Genomic DNA, 20,417 nt, shown 5'->3' with positions numbered 1-20,417 from the left:
GATGACGCGACAGTTCCACCGCGGGAGTATTTTACACTTTCCTAAGGCCACTATTGCACCGAGCGATAACTACCAATACTTACATGATGGCATATTGGTTGTTGAGGATGGTCTTGTTCAACACCTTGGGGATGCGCAAGATTACTTACGCAACAGCCCCGAAATACAAGCGGCTGTTATACAGCATCATGGCCTTATTATTCCGGGGCTTATCGACAGCCATGTGCACTACCCTCAGGTAGAGATTATTGCCAGCTATGGCAAGCAACTATTGGATTGGTTAAACACTTACACCTTTCCTGCTGAGCAACAATTTGTTGAAGCTGCCTATGCTCGTGCCCAAGCCGAGTTCTTTTTGCAACAACTGTTTGCCCACGGCACCACTACCGCCAGTGTGTATGCAACCGTTCACCCGCAATCGGTAAGCAGCTTTTTTGAGGCGGCAGAAAGCTACAATGCACGAATGATTTGCGGCAAAGTATTGATGGACAGAAACTGCCCCACCGCCCTGCAAGATAGCGCTGAATCTGGCTATCGAGAGAGCAAGCGACTGCTGGAGCAATGGCACAAAAATGGCCGGCAACTCTACGCAATCACACCGCGTTTTGCGCCTACCAGCAGCGAAGAGCAATTAGCTAAAGCGGGTCAGTTAGCCAAAGAACACCCAGATAGCTTTATTCAAACTCATTTGTCGGAAAACCCCACCGAAGTACAGTGGATTAACGAGCTATTCCCCGATTACTCTGACTATCTGGCAGTGTACGAAGCGCATGACTTGGTACGCGAACGTTCGCTATTTGGCCATGGCATTCATCTTACCGACCGTGAATATCTAGCCTTAGCAAGCTCAGGCGCAACCATTAACTTTTGCCCTTCATCTAACTTGTTTTTAGGCAGCGGTTTATTTAACTACCAACGCGCCCAAGCCAATGGCGTGGCCGTAGCGCTTGCTAGTGATGTAGGCGGCGGCACCAGCTTAAGTATGTTTGCAAACCAAGCCGATGCCTACAAAGTTTGCCAGCTGCAACAAGCCAGCTTAAGCCCTTTCGATTCATTATATTTATGTACTCAAGGTGCAGCAGTGGCGATGGGTATTGAAAGGCAAGTGGGCAATTTAAATGCAGGCAGCGAAGCCGATTTTATTGAACTAGATATGCAACCCACTCCGATGCTTAGCCAGCGCTTAAATAAAGCCAGCAGCTTAAGTGAGAAGTTATTTGCCATAAATACCCTAGGTGATGACCGCGTTATAAACGCCACCTATGTAGCAGGTAAGCAAGTTTACAAAAAAGGACAACACTATGTGGCCACAGCTGTATGAATGGTTAGCCCTCTTTATTAAATGGTTTCATGTCATTGCAGGCATTGCATGGATAGGCGCTAGCTTTTATTTTGTTTGGTTAGATAACAACTTAAAAACGCCGCCAGAATGGAAAAAGCAAAAAGGCATTAAAGGCGATTTGTGGGCGGTGCATGGCGGCGGTTTTTACGAAGTAGCCAAGTACCAAGTGGGCCCAGAAAAAATGCCAGAAAAACTCCATTGGTTTAAATGGGAAGCCTATAGCACTTGGCTTAGTGGCACATTGCTGCTGTTTTGGATGTACTACCTTCGCGCCGATGCCTACCTAATTGATCCACAAGTTATGGCTTTAACCAGCTATCAAGCTGTTGGTTTGGGAGTTGGCGGGATTGCGCTTGGTTTTGCCATTTATGAAGGTTTACTGCGCTCACCCATCGCTAACAAACCTTTGCCCTTAAGCCTTTGTTTAATCGTTATAGGTGCACTGTTTTGTTATGGTTTTACTCAAGTATTTAGCGGCCGTGGTGCCTTTATCCATATGGGCGCATTAATTGGCACCATTATGGTGGCTAATGTGTGGATCAAGATCATCCCAGGACAGCGACAAATGGTGGCGCAAGTTAGCGCTGGCGAGCCCGTTGACCCAGCGCCCGGTCTCGAAGCAAAAAAGCGCTCGGTGCATAATAACTACCTCACCTTGCCAGTCATTTTCTTGATGATTAGTAACCACTATCCAATGATTTATCAGCACAGCCATAGTTGGTTAATCCTCTGTGCGCTGATCGGCTTAAGCGCTTGGATCCGCCATTACTTCAACCTAAAGCACCAAGGCGTTCAAAAGCCCAGCATTATTGTCAGCGGCGCTGCAGGTTTGCTGTTACTGGCGGTGTTTTTAAGCTGGAGTAACGCTAATCGCTCAGTGCAGGTTCAAGATCAAAACAACAATGAGCTAAACGCCGAGCAGGGCCAAGTAATGGCAATTATTCAGCAGCGCTGTACCACTTGTCACAGCCGCATGCCTACAGACGACACCTTCACCGCAGCACCAGGCGGGGTAAATTTAGATACTTGGCAAGATGTAGAGCGCTGGAAAGCACGGATTGTAGAACGCTCATTTGTTAGCCAAGATATGCCGTTTTTGAACAAAACCCAAATGACTGATAGCGAACGAAAATTACTTAATCAACATTTAAGCAACTAAAGCTGATCTCAACGGAATATATAACCCAAGCTGTTACAAATACAGCCTGGGTTTATCTCTATCTTTAAGTTTAAACAAAATGGTTTTGCATCAACACCTGGTGCATCGCTAATTGTCCCCCGCGTACACCTGCCGGTTCAGCCGCTTTGCCAATGGCGATGATCATACCAATCACATGATCTTGGGGCAGTTTAATAACCTCAGCCAATTGGCCAGCATCAAAACCTATCATTGGGCAAGTATCATAACCCAAGCCTTTCGCTGCTAGCATTAAGGTTTGGGCTGCCATGCCGCACGAGCGCATCGCTTCATCACGTTGCAACTGATCTTTGCCGTGATAAAAACTAGCTAGCATATCTACCAAAACACCCTGCGCTTTAGCGTCTACATTTTGCCAATAGCGCTCTGGTTGCTTAGCCCAAGCTTGAGTGTCAGCACATAACACCAATAACTCCGAAGCCTCTGTCACTTGTGGTTGGCCCCAAGCAGCTTCACCAACTTGCTCTCGCACCTCGGCATTGCTCACTCTTACAAATCGCCAATGCTGAATGTTGTAAGAGGTGGGCGATAACAACACCGCTTCCATCATTTTCTGGAAATCTCGCTCACTCATTTGTTCGCCTGAATCGAAATGCTTAACGGCGCGACGTTGCTCAATGGCTGTAAATAGTTCCATGGTTGTTCCTTAAGCTTTGTAAGTAATTTGGTGAAACTTAAGACCTTGACTTAAGTTGCCACCAGCTTAATTCCACAGGGTTTAAATGATAATCCCGCTTTTGCAAAAGAAACTGTTGAGAAAAACTATACAATTGTCTTAGAAAAGTGCTTTTAGCGTCCTTTATATTCAACAAAAATTGTGAGCAATAACTGGAATATTGATTAGCCTTTAGCAAAAATAATTCGCTAAAATACTTAAGTTTCTAGCGACGTTTTAGCAAGCTAAGGTATAAGGTGTGGGCCAAGAACTGTATATAAGAAAACCCGAGCGCAGCGATTTAGAAGAGCTAAGCGAGTGCTATCAAAACAGTGAGATATTTCATCGCCCTTGGAGCTATCCGCCAAAAAATGTGCGCGCTTATTTAGAAGAAGAACACCGCTATTTTGTTTGCCTGCAAGCAACGGGTGAAATAGTAGGTACTTTTAATATCTCGGCTATCATTCGCGGCCACTTTCAATCAGCTTACCTTAGTTACGAAGTCTTTCATCCTCACCAAGCCCAAGGCTATATGCGAGCAGGCATCCGCTTAGTATTAAAAGAAGCCTTCGAAGAACTCAATCTGCATCGCTTAGAAGCCAATATCCAACCAGCCAATAAAGCTTCAATAGCATTAGTGGCAAAAGCAGGATTCGTGAAAGAAGGTCTATCAAAAAACTACTTAAACATTGGTGGTAAAGGATGGAAAGACCACGAACGCTGGGCGATTATTAATCCTAAATGGCGTGCAGAATAACTTATGTGGCCAATGCTTAGCCGCTCACAGGCAACTATAAACAAGTGCTAACTAGCAATGACAAGGCGATGTTAGTGACTAAAAAAACCTTGCCACCTTTAACTAAATGAGGCGGCAAGGTCTTGTTCATAACTAAGAATTGACCAACTTAAACCTCTCACCTTTAAAGGTCTTCACTGGATTACCGCGCTCAACTTGCAAATGTTGAAGCCAGCGTGATTTTTCCTGCTGGCCCATTTTATCTAGCTTGGTTAATTCCAACTTTTGCAGCAACAACGCTCGAGCTAAACGTTTATTAGCGTGTTGACTGCGCTCACTTTCAACTCTCACCGATAGTCCAGAGTTCACATGTGTCGCTCGAACGGCCGAATCAGTAGTGTTAACATGTTGGCCACCAGCACCAGAGGCGCGGCAGGTTTGAAACCTTAACTCGGCATCATATTTAAGGTCATCTACTTCAAAGCAACGCCCACTAAAGTACCAGTTTCTGCGCTTATGTTGTGGCCTAAACTGGCTTTGGCAAACCCACAACAATGCGCCTTGCCACTCAGTTGCTAGCTGCGATGCGTCTTTTGAATTTGTAGCGTCTAGCTTTAGTAAGGCAGACTTCAGACAGCCACTAACTTCCGCCTCATTGGCCTCAATTAGTTCCATATCTATCAATCTTTTGTTGCACTGATTTTCAATTACCTTAAGCGCTAAAGCCACAGCTCGACAACATTCGATTGGACCTTGCCCTGCAGAAAACTGCAATAAGATCATCCCCCACAACTCCCGTTAGTTTTAAACGTTAACACCGGGCGCAACTTAGCAACTAACTCAATTAACCCAGCGTTGAGCATGTCAGAAATAACACTTTCACTGCTTTTATAAGCTTGAGGAGCTTCGTCATATAGTAGTTCCTTACTTCCGCAAACTACTCTACTGCCTAGGGCAGTGTTAATCATATCCTCGCGTTTATATTTATGGCTTAAGCGGCCTTGGCATTCTCCACGCTTCCATTTTCTCCCTGCTCCATGAGCTAAAGAAAACAAATTGCTAGATTGTGTGTAAGCATTAATTGGTTTAACTAGATAGGTGTAATCGCCACGGGAACCTGGAATCACCACATAACCTTGATCACTAGGTGTCGCACCTTTTCTATGTAACCATCCATTTTGATTAGCCACTTTTTTCGCAGTAACGAGGTTATGGTTAACATCCATAGACATAGTGCCTGACGCATTAATGGCATCAATAAAGCGCAAAGCAATAAGCTCTCGATTAAGTTCTGCCCAACGCACCGCTTCGTCGTGTTTTGAGATGTAATCTCCAAAGTCTTTGCTGTCTGTTGACAACCCGCCATGGCTATACTTAGTGACATGTTCAAGCAGTATCGATTGACCTAAGCCTCGCGATCCTGAATGAACCAGTAATTGAAGCCTCTTACGATCTAGTCCTAACTCATCTATAGCTTGTTGGTTAAAAACTTCTTCAATAGCTTGAAACTCAGCAAAGTGATTACCGCCGCCGATTGTCCCAAACGCATTGTCAAAACATGAATTGATAATGCGCTTTTCTTGCTTCCTTCTAGCGATGATGGGTAACCAAGCGTCATCTAATGGCATTTCCACATGTTTAAGTTTTCTCTCTAACTTGAGCAAATTTAATTTAGCTAACTTGGTTGATGTTTGCCATAAGGCCATACCACACCCTATATCGTTCCCAACCAACGCCGGATACACTTTATCTAACGTATGGAATGCAGCACCAATTGGGTATCCTCTACCGGGGTGAAAATCAGGCATACCAGCAACTAAGTTCATGCTAGGTAGCTCAGAAGTTTTTATTAATTGTTGTATTGCTAGCCCCTCGACCCAAGTATTTTTGGATGCAATAAGGCTAACTTTGTCAGTAATTTTTTGGACGGATTTGCCCATAATACCAATTCCTTTTAAAAGGATTTAAAACATAAAACGAATTGGCAGGTCTTTTTCTGAAAGGAAATAAAGCGGAAGGTTTCTAGTTCTTATATGAGTAGACAGTTAGAGATAACAAGCTCAACAATAAAAACTTTTACCCAGCTAGACCTGCAAAGGTTGTGGTTGATTTAGTCATGATATTTCTCCTTCGCAGATAAATTGATAATTAATTGAGCGTCGATACTAGGCAAACAATTCTTTAAAATCAATGATTAAATAATTGTTAGTTAAAAAAAAGCTAAACATATCGCTATGATGGGAACAAAAATTAGCAAGCATAAACCCCACACCACTATTTATCCTTAAGCTCCCAATATGGCTGTTCTGCAGCTAAGTGCTCTATGGCAAAATCGACAAAAGCTCTCACCTTGGCAGGCAAAAATTGACGCTCTGAAAACACTGCGTAAATGCTTTGGTTTGGCATTTGGTATTGGTCTAACAGCTTAATTAAACGCCCCGCTACAATATCTGGCCCAGCCACAAAAGTGGGTAAGCGCCCAATGCCTAATCCTTGCAACATGGCTTCGCGCAAAGCTTCACTGTTATTCACTCGATAATTGCCTTTTACGTCTATTGATTGTGATTGTCCATCACGCATAAATGTCCATTCTTTTACATCTCGAGAATAGCTAAACTGAAGGCAATTGTGGGCGGCTAATTGTTCAATAGTTTGCGGTATACCATAATGCTTTAAATACTCTGGAGAGGCGCATAACACGCTTTTTAGCGGAGCAAGTTTACGCACAATTAATGATGAATCGGGCAAGTTTCCGGCTCGTATTGCTACGTCAAAACCTTCGGCCACCAAGTCGACAACTTTGTCGTCCATCACCATATCAATAGTAATTTTAGTATAACGCTGCAAAAACTTGGCTATCAGCGGTGCTATATGTAAACGGCCAAAAGACATAGGCGTGTTAATGCGCAGCAAACCTTGTGGCTCCCCCTGCAATTGGGCAACCGCATCTTGGGCATCTTTTGCGGCATTATTGGCTTTTACCGCATGCTCAAAATAATGCTTACCCGCTTCGGTTAAACTCAGTTTACGGGTAGTACGGTGCAGTAATTTAACCCCAAGTTGCTGTTCGAGTAGATTAATCCGCTTACTTACTGCCGACTTGGAGATCCCCAAACTACGCGCTGCAGGCGAAAACCCACCATGTTCAACTACTGCTACAAATACAGGAATTGCTGCAAATCCGTCCATGCGCTCACCACTGTCAACTTAATCTCAACAGTTATTATCAAAATAGAGGGATTATCAGTCAATATAAATATTATTACACTGGCGGCATGACTGAATAACGCGGTATTTGCCATGCTAAACCCAAACTACACTCACACTAAGCCAAGCTTAAACAACAACCATTTGGCAACCCATGGCTTGATGCTGCTAATGGTTACGCTAGTCGCTAGCTCTTTCCCAGTCGGCGCGGCGATTACCCACGCATTACCTCCAGTAGTGATGATGTTTTTGCGCTTCCTCACTGCGGCTTTGTTATTTGCCCCCTATGTGTTGTACAGAAACGGATTAACGTTACCTTCCGGTAAAACCTTAATGGGATATGCATTGCTGAGCGTACCCTTGGTGATATTTTTTTGGTGTATGTTTGAAGCGCTGCGCCATACCAGCGCGTTAAACACCGGTGCTTTATATACAACATTGCCTGCCATTACCGCCCTTACTAGCTTTTTTATCCTAGGCCAAGCCTTAAAACTACAGAGAGCGGTGGGTTTAACAATGGGTACTTTGGGCGCTTTATGGATTGTATTTCGCGGTGATGTTAATGCGCTGTTTGCATTAACGCTAAATCAAGGAGACTTGCTGTTTTTGCTCGGCTGTGTCGCTTTAAGTATTTATAACCCCTTAATGAAAAAGCTTTACCAAGGCGAGCCACAAGAACTAATGACATTTTGGGTCTTAACATTTGGCAGCCTGTTTTTGTTGCTACTTTCACTCAACAGCTTAAATGAGATTAATTGGTTAGCAGTCCCCCTAAAAGCTTATGCTGGCATTGGCTATTTAGCGTTATTCACTACCCTAACTACCTTTTTCTTGCTGCAAATAGGTACGGTGCGCCTTGGCCCCACCAAAGTGGCAGCCTACAGTTACTTAACGCCTCTATTGGTTTTAGTGCTTACAGTAAGTATGGGGTTTGAGCAACTATCATGGCGATTATTGCCTGGCGCAATACTGGTGTTTTTTGCAATGCTAATTATTCAAAATGACAATAGTTGAAACAGATGATTTTTTCTTGACCCGAGGCAATATTCTCAAATAAGGTAAGCGCGAATAAACCAATACTACAGGACGTAACTCATGGCACAGGCAGATATCGCTAACTTTGTTGAAGTTCTTACTAAAGATCCCGATCAAATTCGCTTTGAAGATAGTATGAAAATTATTGATGCAAACTACGAGTTCACGCCAAGTGCATTTAGCAACGGCAAGCAACATAATGCCGAAGGTGAAAACTCAGGCTCATGCAAAGTATTTGCTTTTGGTCAATTAAACGGATTAAGCAAACAACAAACCCTAGCCTTGTTTGGTCAATACTATCAAGATGTATTGTCTACGCCATACAGTGACGACCACCAAAATATTCGCCAGTTTATTAAAAACGGTTGGGATGGCATTAGCTTCAGCCAACCTGCCTTAAGCGTTAAAGCTTAAAACGTAAAAAGCCGCTTAATGCGGCTTTTTACTTCGCTAGTATCATCTTCACCGCTTCTCAGAGCCCCTCAAAAAGCTGCACTACTCGGCAATGACTGCAGACTTTAAACCGCACTTAGCAAACCTAAACGCCAAACTCTTGTAAGGCCTGCATTGCTGCTTTTGCTTTGTCGGTTTGCACAAATACATGATCGTGATAATAGGCAGCAATTACGTTCGCACTTATACCTTTTGATGCGAGCTTGTTGGCAACCGCTGCGGTTAGCCCAACAGCCTCTAAGCTAGAGTGCACTGTTAAGGTAATCTGGCTGAATGAGCCCTCATATTCCAAGCCAGCTGCTTTAGCCGCTGCCTTTTTAACAACAAGTGTTAAACCTTCAGATTCTATAAAAGTGGCTACAGGTTCTAGTTCCAAGTATTCGCTAATACCTCCGGGAACCGTGCAAAATACAAACTCTGCATCTATCAACTTAGGATGCATAGACCTTAAGAGCTCATCTAAATCTGTAATTCCTGACATGCTGGCAAAATCCTTTTGTGAATGCACCTTTATTGTATAAAACCATGGGCAAAATACTTAGTGGTTTCCCCCATTCCCCACGAACATAGCAAGCTATCTGTTAGCTTACCCTAAATCTTTAACTCCTTTGGGTAGTTAGATTTATTGCTTATCATCTACCGTGTTTAGTTTAGAGATATAAGGAAGGTTGCGGTTCAAGTTGTTCCAAGGTAAACCATAACCCACCAGCATATCGTCGCTGTCCATTAAATGCGCAAAATGTTGCTTTACTGGAATATCCACTCGACCGGGCTTTACCAACAAACTAGCTATAGCCAAAGATGAGGGTGAGAACTGAGTACTTAGATGGGCAATAAGCCGCTGCATTGTGCCGCCAGACTCTATGGCATCATCAATTACAATCACTGGCTTATTGTTAATTTCGATATTTTGATGATAAACAATGGTGGAGTTGTTCTGCCGATCGCCAGTTGTATGTGGGCAAGAGATGTAATCCATTTCAACATCAAAGTTTAACTGGCGCACCAGATCAGCGGTAAATAAAATTCCCCCCGGAACTACCGTAATCAGCACAACCGTTTTGCCTTCATACAAGTGATTGAGTTGCTTAGCTACCGTACTTACTCCTTGGCTAATTTGTTGCTGGCTTAACACCAGCTCGCCGATGTGTTCGTTTCCCATAAAAACCCTTTGTACTTGAACTAAGTGATGGCTGGCTGATCGCTTTTTGTTGGCTGCGACTGCGGCCAGAGTTTCAGTCGCTCAGTGCTAAACATCATTAAACCACTAAACACTAGCAATGCGATTGGCAGGACCACAAAAGAACTTGATGCAGCCAATAAGCCGATAAACGGAGGCATTAAGGTAGTGCCAACATAGGCGCAAGCCATCGATAAACCAATAATGGTCTGCGATGCTTGCTTGCCAAACCTTTGTGGCGTTAGATGAATAGTATTTGGATAGATAGGCGCACAACCAAAGCCGATAAACATTAAGCCTATTTTAGCCAGCATTGGCCAAGCTGGTATCAGCAAAAACATAACGCCAACAAAAATAGTCAATACTCCACCACGAACTAGCTTATCTTCTGCAATTCGCTCAGAAACAAATCCACATATAAAGCGCCCCAGCGTTATCCCCAAAAAGTACATAGCTGTCCAAAAAGCAGCATTAGCGGCACTTACCTGCTGCTGACTAATTAAGTAACTAGCGGCCCACAAGCCAGTCCCCGCTTCTAAGGAGCAATAACAAAAAAAGTAAGCAATTGCAGCTTAACGCCTTTCATTTTAAAAGCTGTAGCATTGCTTAGCGGTGTATGCTGCTCGCCGCTTGCTGCTAAATTCTCGCTGGTTGCGCGTCGCCACAGCGGCAAAGCCAACAGCAATACAGCAACTAAGGCAAACTGAATATAAGAAATACTGGCGTAACCGTCGCGCCAACCTTGTTGCTGACTCAGATAAAGCGCCATAATCAAAGGGCCAGCGGTGGCACCAACACCCCAGAAAGAGTGCAGGTAATTCATATGTTTGGCTTTGTAGTTTATCGCGACAAAGTTATTTAAAGCGGCATCCACTGCGCCCGCACCTAAGCCCAAAGGCACAGCCAAAAGCACCAGTAACCAAGCGCTGTAAGTTAAGCTAAAGCCAAATAAAGCAATCGCAGTCATTAGTACACTTACAGCTACCACTTTACCGGTGCCAAAGTAATGAGTAAGCCGAGTAGATACTAGACTCGACACCACTGTTCCTGAGCTAACAACAATAGAAATTACGCCGGCAAATTCGAGGCTGGCGTCTAGGTCGCCCCGCATGATTGGCCACGATGAGCCCAATAGTGAGTCGGGCAAACCAAGGCTAATAAACGCAAGGTAAATAATCGCTAACAGCAATAGCATTTCAGTTACTCACTAGGTAAGACAGATGAACATCAAAGTAACTGAACAATACTCTTCACTCCGATTGCTTAATAGCGATTTTCTCTCATAAAATACAACAAAACTCTCAGTTAATGATGAAAGGCAATTCTTTGCTCTTCAAATAGAGGTAAAGGCATGAATACTTACAAAATTCGTTTTTTCAATTCTGCCGGATATCGTGACAACGAAATCATCCGCACTAATTTTCAGATTGAAGAGCGGAACAATAGCTTGGTGGTCTTAGAAGAAGGGGTTATTGTTGGTAATGCCGAGATGGTTGAACAGCTTATTAATGAAACCCGCGGTTGGCAAGAAGCCAACACCGCAGTCAGTGCAGAGAAAGTGACAAATCAAAGGTGAATACGCTTAGTCACTAAGCCCAATTGAGTACTTAATCTCGCTGCACCACGCCAAAATTAGATTGCTGCAATAACCATGCTTGCATGTGTTTGTCGAATAAACGTTCGAAGGTATTAAACTTAGTAAGCTGAGTGACTCGTTCACTTAAATGACGCCTTAATGCTTCACTATTACAACCTGATTTTTTTGAAAAAGTGAAATACAAACCTTCAATTGAGATTGGGTTATCTAAAGCAACCACTTTAGATTTTAAGCCCGCCGATTCCAAAATAGTTAAGCCCTGGTATAACTCGTAAAGCACATAATCGAAGCGGTCGGCCAACAACATGGCAAAAGAGCGCTCAGCCGATGCACTGCTAAGTATTTTCAGGTTCTTTTTGGCGTAAGCATCAAAGTCTTGACCAAAGCTGTTATTTACTAAGGTGCCTCCGCGTCGGTCTAACAAGTCTTCCCATTTTTGATAATTAAATTCGTTACCTTTTTTGGTCCAAACAACACTGGGAACGTCAGTAAACTGCGGCACAATGTAGTCCATGTATTCTTTTCGCTCATTGGTTAGAAAGGCTCCCGCTAACATATCGATTTCACCATGTTTGGCTTCTTGCAATGCTCTTGCCCATACGCCTCGATCACGAGCGTCGACACTAATTTCAGTGTCCATTAAAGCCAACTCAAGTAGTTCTATGGCTAGGCCAGTAAGCTTGCCGGGGTGATTTTGGTCTCGCCATAATATGGGAGGGTATTCGGCATTACCGGTTACCACTATTCGATTACAAATAGTTAGCTCGGAGGCTGACACCCACTGAGAGCTGCTGAGTGCGACAATCAAGAATAAGGTTTTGGTAAACGCGGACATTGCGTAGCTTCCTTAAATACAACCTGTATTTAAGGTTAGCGCTAAGTACTTAGTTAGCAAGCTTGCTTAGTGCTAAGCAACTGAAAAATTTGTATTTAGTGACCAGACTCCAATTTAGCTGAAGGCTCATTGTCAGCATCCGCTTTATAAACTAGCTAAGGATTTAGTGAGCCTGCCAAACTAATCCGCTTGCTTATCGGTATTTACCTGTTTCGCTTGCTGCCAAGCTTGACGGCAAAGCTCACTGCCATCTGCATCCAGCGGCGCTTCCACTATCCAGCGCAATGGTGAAACAACCGGGCTGGTTACAAAGCGAATGGTGGTGCCAATTAAACCACCACTTGCGATGCCTATTTTGAAATCTTCAAAACTTCCAGTCACTTGTACCGGTGTAGACAAACCAAAGATTTGCGCGCGTTTCGCTTTTGGTCGCAACACCATTTTTACTTGTTGTTGCTTAAAGTCCACTTCGGTTTCACCTAGCACTCTCATGCGGGAAGTGTCTGCCAACAAGACATTTTGCACCAATTCACCATCGTTACTATCAAATGCGGCCACCACACAATTAAGCACCGATTTGTCGGAGTCATCTAGTTCGGGAACTACAGCACTAGCCAGGCTTACCGCCCATAAGTCCATAATTCCGGCTTCAAATTCTTTAGGCCAAACCGCAAAACCTACCTTACCATTGGCACTCTCTAACCATTGCTCAAGCTGTTCAAACTCACTATTTACATCTAGATGTAGACTAAAACTGCCTCGCATTTCGGTATCGGGTTTTATCCGCCTTGCTAACAAGCCATAATCAAAATTGTCGATATCCGCCTTAAGCTGACTATAAAAACCTTTGTCTAAAGCGCTTAACTCGCCACTAAGGTTAATTTCACCGCCAGGCAAGGCCAACCATAGAGGCGCTAAACGTAAGCTGCCATCGTGTAACTGCCAATGCAATTTGCCCTCGCCTAACCAATCTTCGCCAGATTTAACCCGCTCAACATCTAAAGAAAAATTGGCGTTTAAACGCTGGAACACAGCTTGACTCAACAAAGGCTGAGCGACATCGTTTGAATCAACTTGATTTTGCTCCTCAGCATTACTTTGCGTTTGTTCAGCTGGCAAAGCAGCGCGTTGCTCAAGCCCTTGCCAATCTCCCGTTCTAAAATCATCTAACTGAATATTATTGGCACTAATCGCAATATCGAGTTGGGGTTTAGTGTTTACGGTACTTAAGTTAGCTAAGCCTGTGAGCTCGCTATTTGCTACCGCTAGTAGCATGTTATTAATAGCGTAGCCTTGCTCGTTTATCTGCAATTCACCAGCAAGCTCTATCGGGCCAAACGGTGGCAGTTGAATACCATGCAAACTGTCTAGCTGACTTAAGCTAGGGCTTTTTAAGCGCATAGCAAGGCTTAGGTTATTGCTTGAAACTGGACGTGGAAGTGTCGCCTCTGCCGCCAAGCTAACCTGGTTTATATCTAAGTTAAGCTGAATTGGTAGCTCACGAGGTTGTTGGCTAAACTCGGCCAAACTGAGAGTGCTTAGCTCTACACTTAACGGAAGCTGCTTTAACTGACCTGTTAGGGCCAAAGTCAAGGGCTGCTGCGGGCTAGCGGTTAAGCTCCCTTGATTGAGCTCTACTCTTGCGCTCGCTTGAGTATTGGGATCAATTAAGTCCCAATAGCCGCCAATGAGCTTAGCCGAGAGCGTGGTACTCGCTAATAGCTGGGCTATATTGTCGCCTTTTAAAGACAAATCTAGTTCTGCACGCTCTAAAGCTAAATTAGCTTGTTCTGCAATATTGAGTTGTTTAAGCAATTGAGGGATATTTGGCTGCTCACTAGCAATAGTAAAATCTAGCTTTAGTGGTGAACCGCGTAAATCTAATACTGCGTTCCCCGCTATTTTACTTTGAGCAAATTCGCCACTAAATGGCGCTTGCTGCAACCAGCCATCACACGCAGAAGCTTGCAGTGCTATTCGATTAAATTGATGCTCACCTAACAAAAGTTGCGCTACCGAAATATCAAGATCAGCATCATGAATAGCCACACCTTGCGGCAAGATAGGCACACTAATATCTATTGCCTTTTTTTCACTAGCCGGTTGGGTAGCAGCTTTATCTTCTTTTAATCCTGGCTGTGCAGAATCGCTAGGCATAAAGGCCATTAACTGGGCTACGTTAATGCGTTGCCAATCGGAACTAATGCTCACTAAACCTTGCTCAGTTTTGCTTTTATCCCAAATTGCTTGTAACTTGCCTTGGCTATCGGCCAATTGAAGCTGATTAATGTTAAGTGATGAGCGCCCTTTTGCTGCCTGCAATGCGAGATCGAGCTTAAAAATCCCCTGCGCTTCTTTATCAACGCCTAGCCATGGCGCGAGCAAACCAATACGTGGAGAATTTGCATTTAACTGCAGACTTGCTCCCTGCTGCCACTCGCCACTAGGTAGTTCTCCATTTAAGTTCAGTTCTATTGCAGGCGAGTCTAGCTGCATGCGCACTTGCCACGCTTGTTGATTGAGCATGGCTCTTAGAGGGCTAGTATGAATTACCGCGCTAACAGGAATATCTAGCAACACACCATCAAGATTAACAGCTACTTTACTCGCTAATCCGGCACTCATGTTAGCACTAGCAATATCAAAACTAGTGCCAGCGGGTAAGGTCATACGGCTGTCTTCAATTTTGTAGTTAAACTGGCTACTTTCTAGTAGCTCAGCAACATCACTACCCTCAGCATTAATGCGTAATACCGAGCGGCCAATGCTTCCAGTACTTCCCGCCAACATTGGAATGCGGCTGGCTAATTTATCTAGTGGAGATTTTTGCGCGACCAAGCGCATTGACGTTGTTAAGCGGTCGTCCTGCACATTTGCTTTTAAGTTACCGCGAAAGCGAATGTCGTCGACCACTGCGCGCAGCGGTGCTTTTAACTGTTCACCTTCTACTTTTAAACCTAGGCTAATGGATGATATTTCTTGCGGTAGCCCGATTATCTCACCAATGCTTAACGACAAATCTGCATCGGCTTGATTTAACCAGTAACGAATAATCTGCAACAACGGTAAAGCTTCAGCTTCAGCTTGTGCTTCAGCTTGTGTTTCTGCTTCTTGAACTTGCGAGACAGCGGGCTTATTTGGCTTCGGCTGGGTGGGAGTATCAACTAAAGGTTCTTCTGAAGACTGATTAGGCTCAACGTTGGGAAGCCAAACGCCTAAATCAATTTGGTTTATATCTAAGTTGCCATTAATAGCCACTGGCTGGTGCCCGGTAAGCGCTAACTCACCAGAAAATTGGCTACTCCCCAAAGTGGCCAATATTGGCGATAAACTATAGCTACCAGGTTTACCATCAAAACGGGTCGCTAATTTAATGGGTGCAATATGCGATAAATTTTCGCCTAGCAAACGGGCAATCGAATCGGCATTTTGCCAATCAAGTTTCAGCTCCAAATAGCTGTTTATTTCTTTTTGCGGCGCCAACTGGCCCGATAGGCCCAAACTAGCATCTGCCACCTGCATATTCAGTTGAACGTCGCCAGCTCGCCCCCGCAATAAGGGCTCTAACTGCCAGGTTGAATCTAAGGAGTAACGCTCATCTAACATGCTGCCTTTGGCTGTCATCGCCAAGGTCTCACTATCTAAGGAGGTTAGTTTTAGCTCTTCGAGCTGCCAGCTTAGCACTGCTTCAGCAGCTTGGTCTGTATAGCTAATTCTGGCATCACTAATCAAAATTTGCTCTTTGATTTCAAAGCTATAGTTAATACCTTGCCAAGTGAAATCATTGTTACTTTCTGATTTGCTAAGGTCTGACTGAGAGGCTGTATTGCTTGGCACAGCTGCAGAGCTAGCAAATTGCCAATTGTTTTCCCCTTCCTCAGTTCTTATTAACTCTAAATAAAAGCCATCTAGCAGTACTTGCTCGATCTCTAGATGCCGCCTTAGTAATGGCAATACTTGAACCTGAGCACTGGCTTTGCGCACTTGAGCAAAGCTTTGTTCACCAAAGCCGCTAGGATTGGCAATATGAATATCTTCAACGGTAATCGCTGGACGAAAAGACAGCTCTAGTTGGATATTTCCGTTAATACGAACATCTCGCTGCAGTTGCTCGCTAAGTAGCTTAGTAACCAATTGACGGCTATCACCAATCTCTACCTTCACACCCACCATTAAGGCTGCAATGGGTAGCAGGACAATAAGCAACAACACTGTTAAACCTATTAAGCTTCGTTTTAGCCAGGGCTTCATTTTCATCACGACAGTCACGTTTAAATAGCAGAAAAAGCCACCAGCACACCGGCTAATAGCTTGAATTTAATGTTGATATTGTAAACCTACTAACAAACTATAGTGTTTGATTAGCAATAAGATAATAGTTAGAAAGGAAATATTTAGCGCTAGCCAAGGCTGACTAGCGCCAGAGGGTATTTTTTAAAGCGAGGTAGGTATTAATCCTTCAATTAGCGCTGGTCGCCACGCACCGGCTTCAGGATCGTAAGCACCAAAACCAGAAGCATACTCCCAGTAGGCCCAACTTATATTGCGCTTTTCTGCTTCACGAGAAATAAACGCTGTCCAAGCACGTTGATGGTCGGGATCAGAATGCAGTGAATACACGCCATATTCTCCCATGAAGATCTCAAAGCCTCGCCCAGCTTGTTCATTCCAAGCTGTTACCCTATCGAACAAATCAATCAAAGGTTGCTGGTCTGAAGCAGTACCTAACCATGGTGTGCCAATCCAATCATTAGAACCCGATACCCAATCAGCGCCTTGGTGAGTAAAGTGGAACGGTTCGTAATAGTGAACGGTAATAATGGTGTTGTCGGAATTAACACTGCTAGGTAATTGCAATTGGGTTAAGCCATCGGGATGTCCCCAATTGGCGGTACCAATCATAATAGTGCGCTGCTCACTACCATTATTTTGTTGATCGGCCATGGTGGTCCAAATCAACTGCGTTAGCCGAGCAATGATGTCATTCCAATCGTCGTAGCCAATGGTGCCATTTGGCTCATTAAGTAGCTCAAATACCACTTGCTCTTGACCGTACTCACTTAACGGGAATTCTTCACTAATTTGTTGCCAGATCCCCACTAAGCGACGTATATGGTTTTCTTGCATATTCTCGCCGTCGTTCATCATTTCTTCATAGTGATGAACGTTAAGCACGACTTGCAGATCCTCAGCTAAACTCCAGTCTACCACTTGCTTAACCCGAGCCATGAAGCTTGCATCTATTTGATAAGATGTTGTTTCACCAGCATGATTTGACCAACGCACCGGGATGCGCACTGTTTTAAAACCAGCATCAGCAATAATTTGTAGATCTTCTTGAACCAGCAGCCTTCCACCCGTCCACTCTCCTTCATTAGGCGCTTCTAAGTAGTTACCTAAGTTAAGTCCTCGGCCAAGTTGGGTTTGGCTAAGTCCGCCGCTGGCATTCCAACCATACAGGTCGGTGTAGTAGGCGCTATCCAATTCAACTTCTGCATCGCTTGGCGCGCCCACAGAGCTACCGCCGCCACATGCCGCAAGTAGAATACAACTACTGAGCAACACACCACCTTGAAGACATTTCTTAATCACTTCCATGCTTTACCTTCTAAACAACTACCTATTACTACTAAGCAGGCTAACTGATTAGCCCGGGCTGACCTAGGCTAAAGCTTTGTTCAGTAATCAGAATTTGTAGGTTCTCACATTAATAAAGCACCAATGAAAATATGCCTAAATTTGTTTCAAACAAAACATCAAAGAATGTGAAAAAACAACAAACCCGCAGCGTCAGTTGCGGGTTTAGCGTAAAAGATAGTAGCTAGGGTCTGTAGTTCTTTGGTATTGAAATTTTGTTCGAGATAAGCGGGCTTTAATCGCGGCGAGCACTTAGAAGCTTAGTGGGCTAAGCAAGAAGTGCTTAACAAAGAGTAAAGCTCGCTTATCCGAACCCTTTGGGCAGCATTCCTTAGCCATTTATTCAGCGTTAGCGAGTGATTATTAAACCCACTTAACTGCACACTCACTGCCTTGCCTAAAAAGCTAATAAATTGCTGCAAAAACCATCAGCAAAGATCAACAGACCCTAGTTAACTAAAAGTACTTAAAGTGGAAGCGCAGATGATCTTCGATAAAGCTAGCTATGAAGAAATAGCTATGATCGTAGCCTTGCTGCATTCTAAAGTTTATTGCGTAATCAAGTTGCTTGGCGGCATCAACAAGGGTTTCGGGCTTGAGCTGCTCAGCAAGAAAATTGTCATCGCTGCCTTGGTCAATCAGCAGCGGCAATTGCTGCTCGGGTTTTAATTGTTTAATCAACAAACTACTGTCGTGCTCTTGCCAACGCAGTTGGTCATCGCCTAAATAAGCCGCAAAAGCCTTTTGTCCCCAAGGGCAATTAGTAGGCTGACAGATTGGGCTAAATGCTGAAACCGACGAATAACGCTGGGGATTTTTAAAGGCTATAGACAAAGCGCCATGCCCGCCCATCGAGTGCCCGGCAATAGCTCGCTGTTGGGTAATGGGAAAATGCTGCTCTAACAATGCCGGTAACTCTTCACAAATATAGCTATACATTTGATAGTGTTTAGCCCAAGGCGCTTGGCTGGCATTAACATAAAAGCCAGCACCTAAGCCCAAATCGTAAGCACCTTCTGGGTCATCAGCAACGCCTTCACCTCGTGGGCTAGTATCGGGGGCCACAATCGCCATACCTACCTCGGCAGCCACTTTAAAGGCTCCGGCTTTTTGCATGAAATTTTCGTCGCTACAGGTTAAACCAGACAGCCAATACAACAATGGCACGGGTGTATCCTCAGCAGCTTGCGGCGGCATATAAACAGCAAAAGTCATTTCACATTGCGTGGATTCTGATTGATGAGAATAACGCTGATGGACACCACCAAAGACTTTGTTGCTGGCAAGTAATTTAATCGTCATTACACGCTACCTTAATAGTGAATTACGCTGCGAATACTCTTACCTTGATGCATTAAATCAAATGCCTCATTAATTTTGTCTAAAGCCATGGTATGGGTAATAAAGTCACTAAGTTTAAACTCGCCTGCCATGTAACGTTCTACATATTCGGGTAACTCACTGCGCCCTTTTACTCCTCCAAATGCCGAACCGCGCCAAACCCTGCCGGTAACTAATTGAAACGGCCTAGTGCTTATCTCTTCGCCCGCTCCAGCCACCCCAATAATGACCGATTCACCCCAACCTTTATGGCAACACTCTAAGGCTGAGCGCATCACGTTTACGTTTCCAATACATTCAAACGAAAAATCCACGCCACCATCGGTAAGTTCTACGATGTAATCTTGAATAGGTTTATCGATGGTTTGTGGGTTTATGCAGTCGGTAGCGCCAAGCTGTTTGGCTAACTCGAACTTAGATTCGTTAATATCAATGGCCAGAATGCGTGAAGCCTTAGCCATTTCTGCGCCAATCACTGCAGACAAGCCAATGCCGCCTAAACCAAATATTGCCACCGTATCTCCAGCTTGCACTTTGGCTGTTTTTGTCACCGCGCCCATGCCGGTGGTAACGCCACAGCCCAGCAAACAGACTTCTTTTAAGTCGGCACTTGGATTTATTTTGGCTAGTGATATTTCTGGCAGCACAGTGTATTCACTAAAGGTAGAACAGCCCATGTAATGAAAGATGGGTTTACCATCTTTATAAAAGCGGGTAGTACCGTCTGGCATTAACCCTTGCCCTTGAGTTGAGCGAATTTTTTGGCAAAGGTTGGTTTTGCCCGACAGACAAAACTTACACTCGCCACATTCTGGAGTATAAAGCGGAATCACGTGATCACCCACTTTAACCGAGTTAACCCCCTCACCCACTTGCTCAACGATGCCGCCACCTTCATGGCCAAGAATACAAGGGAATACCCCTTCTGAATCGGCGCCCGATAAGGTGTAAGCATCGGTATGACATACCCCTGTAGCAATTATCTTAACCAGCACTTCTCCTTTCTTCGGTGGCATAACATCTACGGTTTCGATAGAAAGCGGCTGATTGGGTGCCCAAGCAATAGCGGCACGAGATTTAATAAAGTTACTGGTATCCATAACATTCCTTCACTAATAGATAAGCAATTTAAACATGCAGTTACCAGAGCATAGCAGAGCCTATAGCCTTGAGCTTTATAAGCATTTTTTATTTTGGGGAA

The 20,417-nt window shown here is 44.2% G+C and carries 19 protein-coding genes; 6 read left to right on the top strand and 13 right to left on the bottom strand.

Annotated features, from left to right (window positions below; genetic code table 11):
* Window position 1: 1 nt before the first annotated feature.
* Window positions 2-1,321 (top strand): guanine deaminase, encoded by a 1,320-nt coding sequence (gene guaD / locus LQZ07_RS10310; protein WP_152786075.1) that lies wholly within the window; start codon window positions 2-4, stop codon window positions 1,319-1,321.
* On the top strand, window positions 1,302-2,501 hold the full coding sequence (locus LQZ07_RS10305; RefSeq protein WP_152786073.1) for a urate hydroxylase PuuD: 1,200 nt from the start codon (window positions 1,302-1,304) through the stop codon (window positions 2,499-2,501). Before guaD ends, LQZ07_RS10305 begins: the two co-directional genes overlap by 20 nt.
* Before the next feature lie 70 nt (window positions 2,502-2,571).
* Here LQZ07_RS10305 and LQZ07_RS10300 read toward each other — a convergent pair whose 3' ends face one another.
* Window positions 2,572-3,177 (bottom strand): nitroreductase family protein, encoded by a 606-nt coding sequence (locus tag LQZ07_RS10300; protein ID WP_152786071.1) that lies wholly within the window; start codon window positions 3,175-3,177, stop codon window positions 2,572-2,574.
* 277 nt (window positions 3,178-3,454) lie between these two features.
* Here LQZ07_RS10300 and LQZ07_RS10295 point away from each other — a divergent pair, with 277 nt between their 5' ends.
* Complete coding sequence (locus LQZ07_RS10295) at window positions 3,455-3,952, top strand: GNAT family N-acetyltransferase (protein WP_249483626.1); 498 nt, start codon at window positions 3,455-3,457, stop codon at window positions 3,950-3,952.
* A 132-nt stretch (window positions 3,953-4,084) separates the two neighbouring features.
* On the opposite strand, the gene prfH is transcribed toward LQZ07_RS10295, so the two are convergent.
* From prfH to LQZ07_RS10280, 3 genes are all read right to left on the bottom strand, one after another.
* Window positions 4,085-4,714, bottom strand: coding sequence for a peptide chain release factor H (prfH, locus tag LQZ07_RS10290; protein WP_152786069.1), 630 nt, complete (start codon window positions 4,712-4,714; stop codon window positions 4,085-4,087).
* Window positions 4,711-5,871: an RNA ligase RtcB family protein gene (locus LQZ07_RS10285; protein ID WP_152786067.1), complete on the bottom strand. Its 1,161-nt coding sequence runs from the start codon at window positions 5,869-5,871 to the stop codon at window positions 4,711-4,713. The genes prfH and LQZ07_RS10285 overlap by 4 nt, the downstream gene beginning before the upstream one ends.
* Window positions 5,872-6,205: 334 nt before the next feature.
* Window positions 6,206-7,120, bottom strand: coding sequence for a LysR family transcriptional regulator (locus tag LQZ07_RS10280; protein ID WP_152786065.1), 915 nt, complete (start codon window positions 7,118-7,120; stop codon window positions 6,206-6,208).
* Between the two features lie 111 nt (window positions 7,121-7,231).
* Between LQZ07_RS10280 and LQZ07_RS10275 the strand changes: the two genes are divergently transcribed.
* The gene (locus LQZ07_RS10275; protein WP_152786063.1) at window positions 7,232-8,152 is read left to right on the top strand and encodes a DMT family transporter; all 921 of its coding nucleotides are present in this window, start codon (window positions 7,232-7,234) and stop codon (window positions 8,150-8,152) included.
* Between the two features lie 81 nt (window positions 8,153-8,233).
* The gene (locus LQZ07_RS10270) at window positions 8,234-8,587 is read left to right on the top strand and encodes a HopJ type III effector protein (RefSeq protein WP_152786061.1); all 354 of its coding nucleotides are present in this window, start codon (window positions 8,234-8,236) and stop codon (window positions 8,585-8,587) included.
* Window positions 8,588-8,711: 124 nt separating this feature from the next.
* Here the strand turns inward: LQZ07_RS10270 and LQZ07_RS10265 are convergent, their stop codons facing one another.
* From LQZ07_RS10265 to LQZ07_RS10250, 4 genes are all read right to left on the bottom strand, one after another.
* On the bottom strand, window positions 8,712-9,107 hold the full coding sequence (locus LQZ07_RS10265; protein ID WP_152786059.1) for an ACT domain-containing protein: 396 nt from the start codon (window positions 9,105-9,107) through the stop codon (window positions 8,712-8,714).
* A gap of 141 nt (window positions 9,108-9,248) precedes the next feature.
* Window positions 9,249-9,788, bottom strand: a complete 540-nt coding sequence (locus LQZ07_RS10260) for a phosphoribosyltransferase (protein ID WP_152786057.1) — start codon at window positions 9,786-9,788, stop codon at window positions 9,249-9,251.
* A gap of 20 nt (window positions 9,789-9,808) precedes the next feature.
* Entirely contained in the window at window positions 9,809-10,327 is a 519-nt protein-coding gene (locus tag LQZ07_RS10255) for a sugar MFS transporter (RefSeq protein ID WP_227981682.1), read from the bottom strand.
* A 14-nt stretch (window positions 10,328-10,341) separates the two neighbouring features.
* Window positions 10,342-11,001 (bottom strand): sugar MFS transporter, encoded by a 660-nt coding sequence (locus tag LQZ07_RS10250; RefSeq protein WP_227981680.1) that lies wholly within the window; start codon window positions 10,999-11,001, stop codon window positions 10,342-10,344.
* A gap of 156 nt (window positions 11,002-11,157) precedes the next feature.
* On the opposite strand from LQZ07_RS10250, the gene LQZ07_RS10245 reads away from it, so the two are divergent.
* Window positions 11,158-11,382 carry a hypothetical protein gene (locus LQZ07_RS10245; protein WP_152786055.1) on the top strand — a complete coding sequence of 75 codons (225 nt, stop codon included), beginning with the start codon at window positions 11,158-11,160 and terminating at the stop codon, window positions 11,380-11,382.
* A 31-nt stretch (window positions 11,383-11,413) separates the two neighbouring features.
* Here the strand turns inward: LQZ07_RS10245 and LQZ07_RS10240 are convergent, their stop codons facing one another.
* From LQZ07_RS10240 to LQZ07_RS10220, 5 genes are all read right to left on the bottom strand, one after another.
* On the bottom strand, window positions 11,414-12,238 hold the full coding sequence (locus tag LQZ07_RS10240; RefSeq protein WP_152786053.1) for an ABC transporter substrate-binding protein: 825 nt from the start codon (window positions 12,236-12,238) through the stop codon (window positions 11,414-11,416).
* A 180-nt stretch (window positions 12,239-12,418) separates the two neighbouring features.
* Complete coding sequence (locus LQZ07_RS10235) at window positions 12,419-16,495, bottom strand: AsmA family protein (RefSeq protein WP_152786052.1); 4,077 nt, start codon at window positions 16,493-16,495, stop codon at window positions 12,419-12,421.
* Window positions 16,496-16,672: 177 nt separating this feature from the next.
* Window positions 16,673-17,836 (bottom strand): glycoside hydrolase family 5 protein, encoded by a 1,164-nt coding sequence (locus LQZ07_RS10230; RefSeq protein ID WP_152786050.1) that lies wholly within the window; start codon window positions 17,834-17,836, stop codon window positions 16,673-16,675.
* A gap of 495 nt (window positions 17,837-18,331) precedes the next feature.
* Window positions 18,332-19,171 (bottom strand): S-formylglutathione hydrolase, encoded by an 840-nt coding sequence (fghA, locus tag LQZ07_RS10225; protein WP_249483673.1) that lies wholly within the window; start codon window positions 19,169-19,171, stop codon window positions 18,332-18,334.
* Between the two features lie 17 nt (window positions 19,172-19,188).
* Window positions 19,189-20,316, bottom strand: a complete 1,128-nt coding sequence (locus LQZ07_RS10220; RefSeq protein WP_016400652.1) for an S-(hydroxymethyl)glutathione dehydrogenase/class III alcohol dehydrogenase — start codon at window positions 20,314-20,316, stop codon at window positions 19,189-19,191.
* Between the last annotated feature and the right edge of the window lie 101 nt (window positions 20,317-20,417).

Origin of the sequence: Agarivorans sp. B2Z047, assembly GCF_023373605.1 — a bacterium.
Classification (GTDB): Bacteria; Pseudomonadota; Gammaproteobacteria; order Enterobacterales; family Celerinatantimonadaceae; genus Agarivorans; species Agarivorans albus.
Note: the sequence above shows the minus strand (reverse complement) of the source record. Positions and strands in the feature narration are given on the sequence as shown.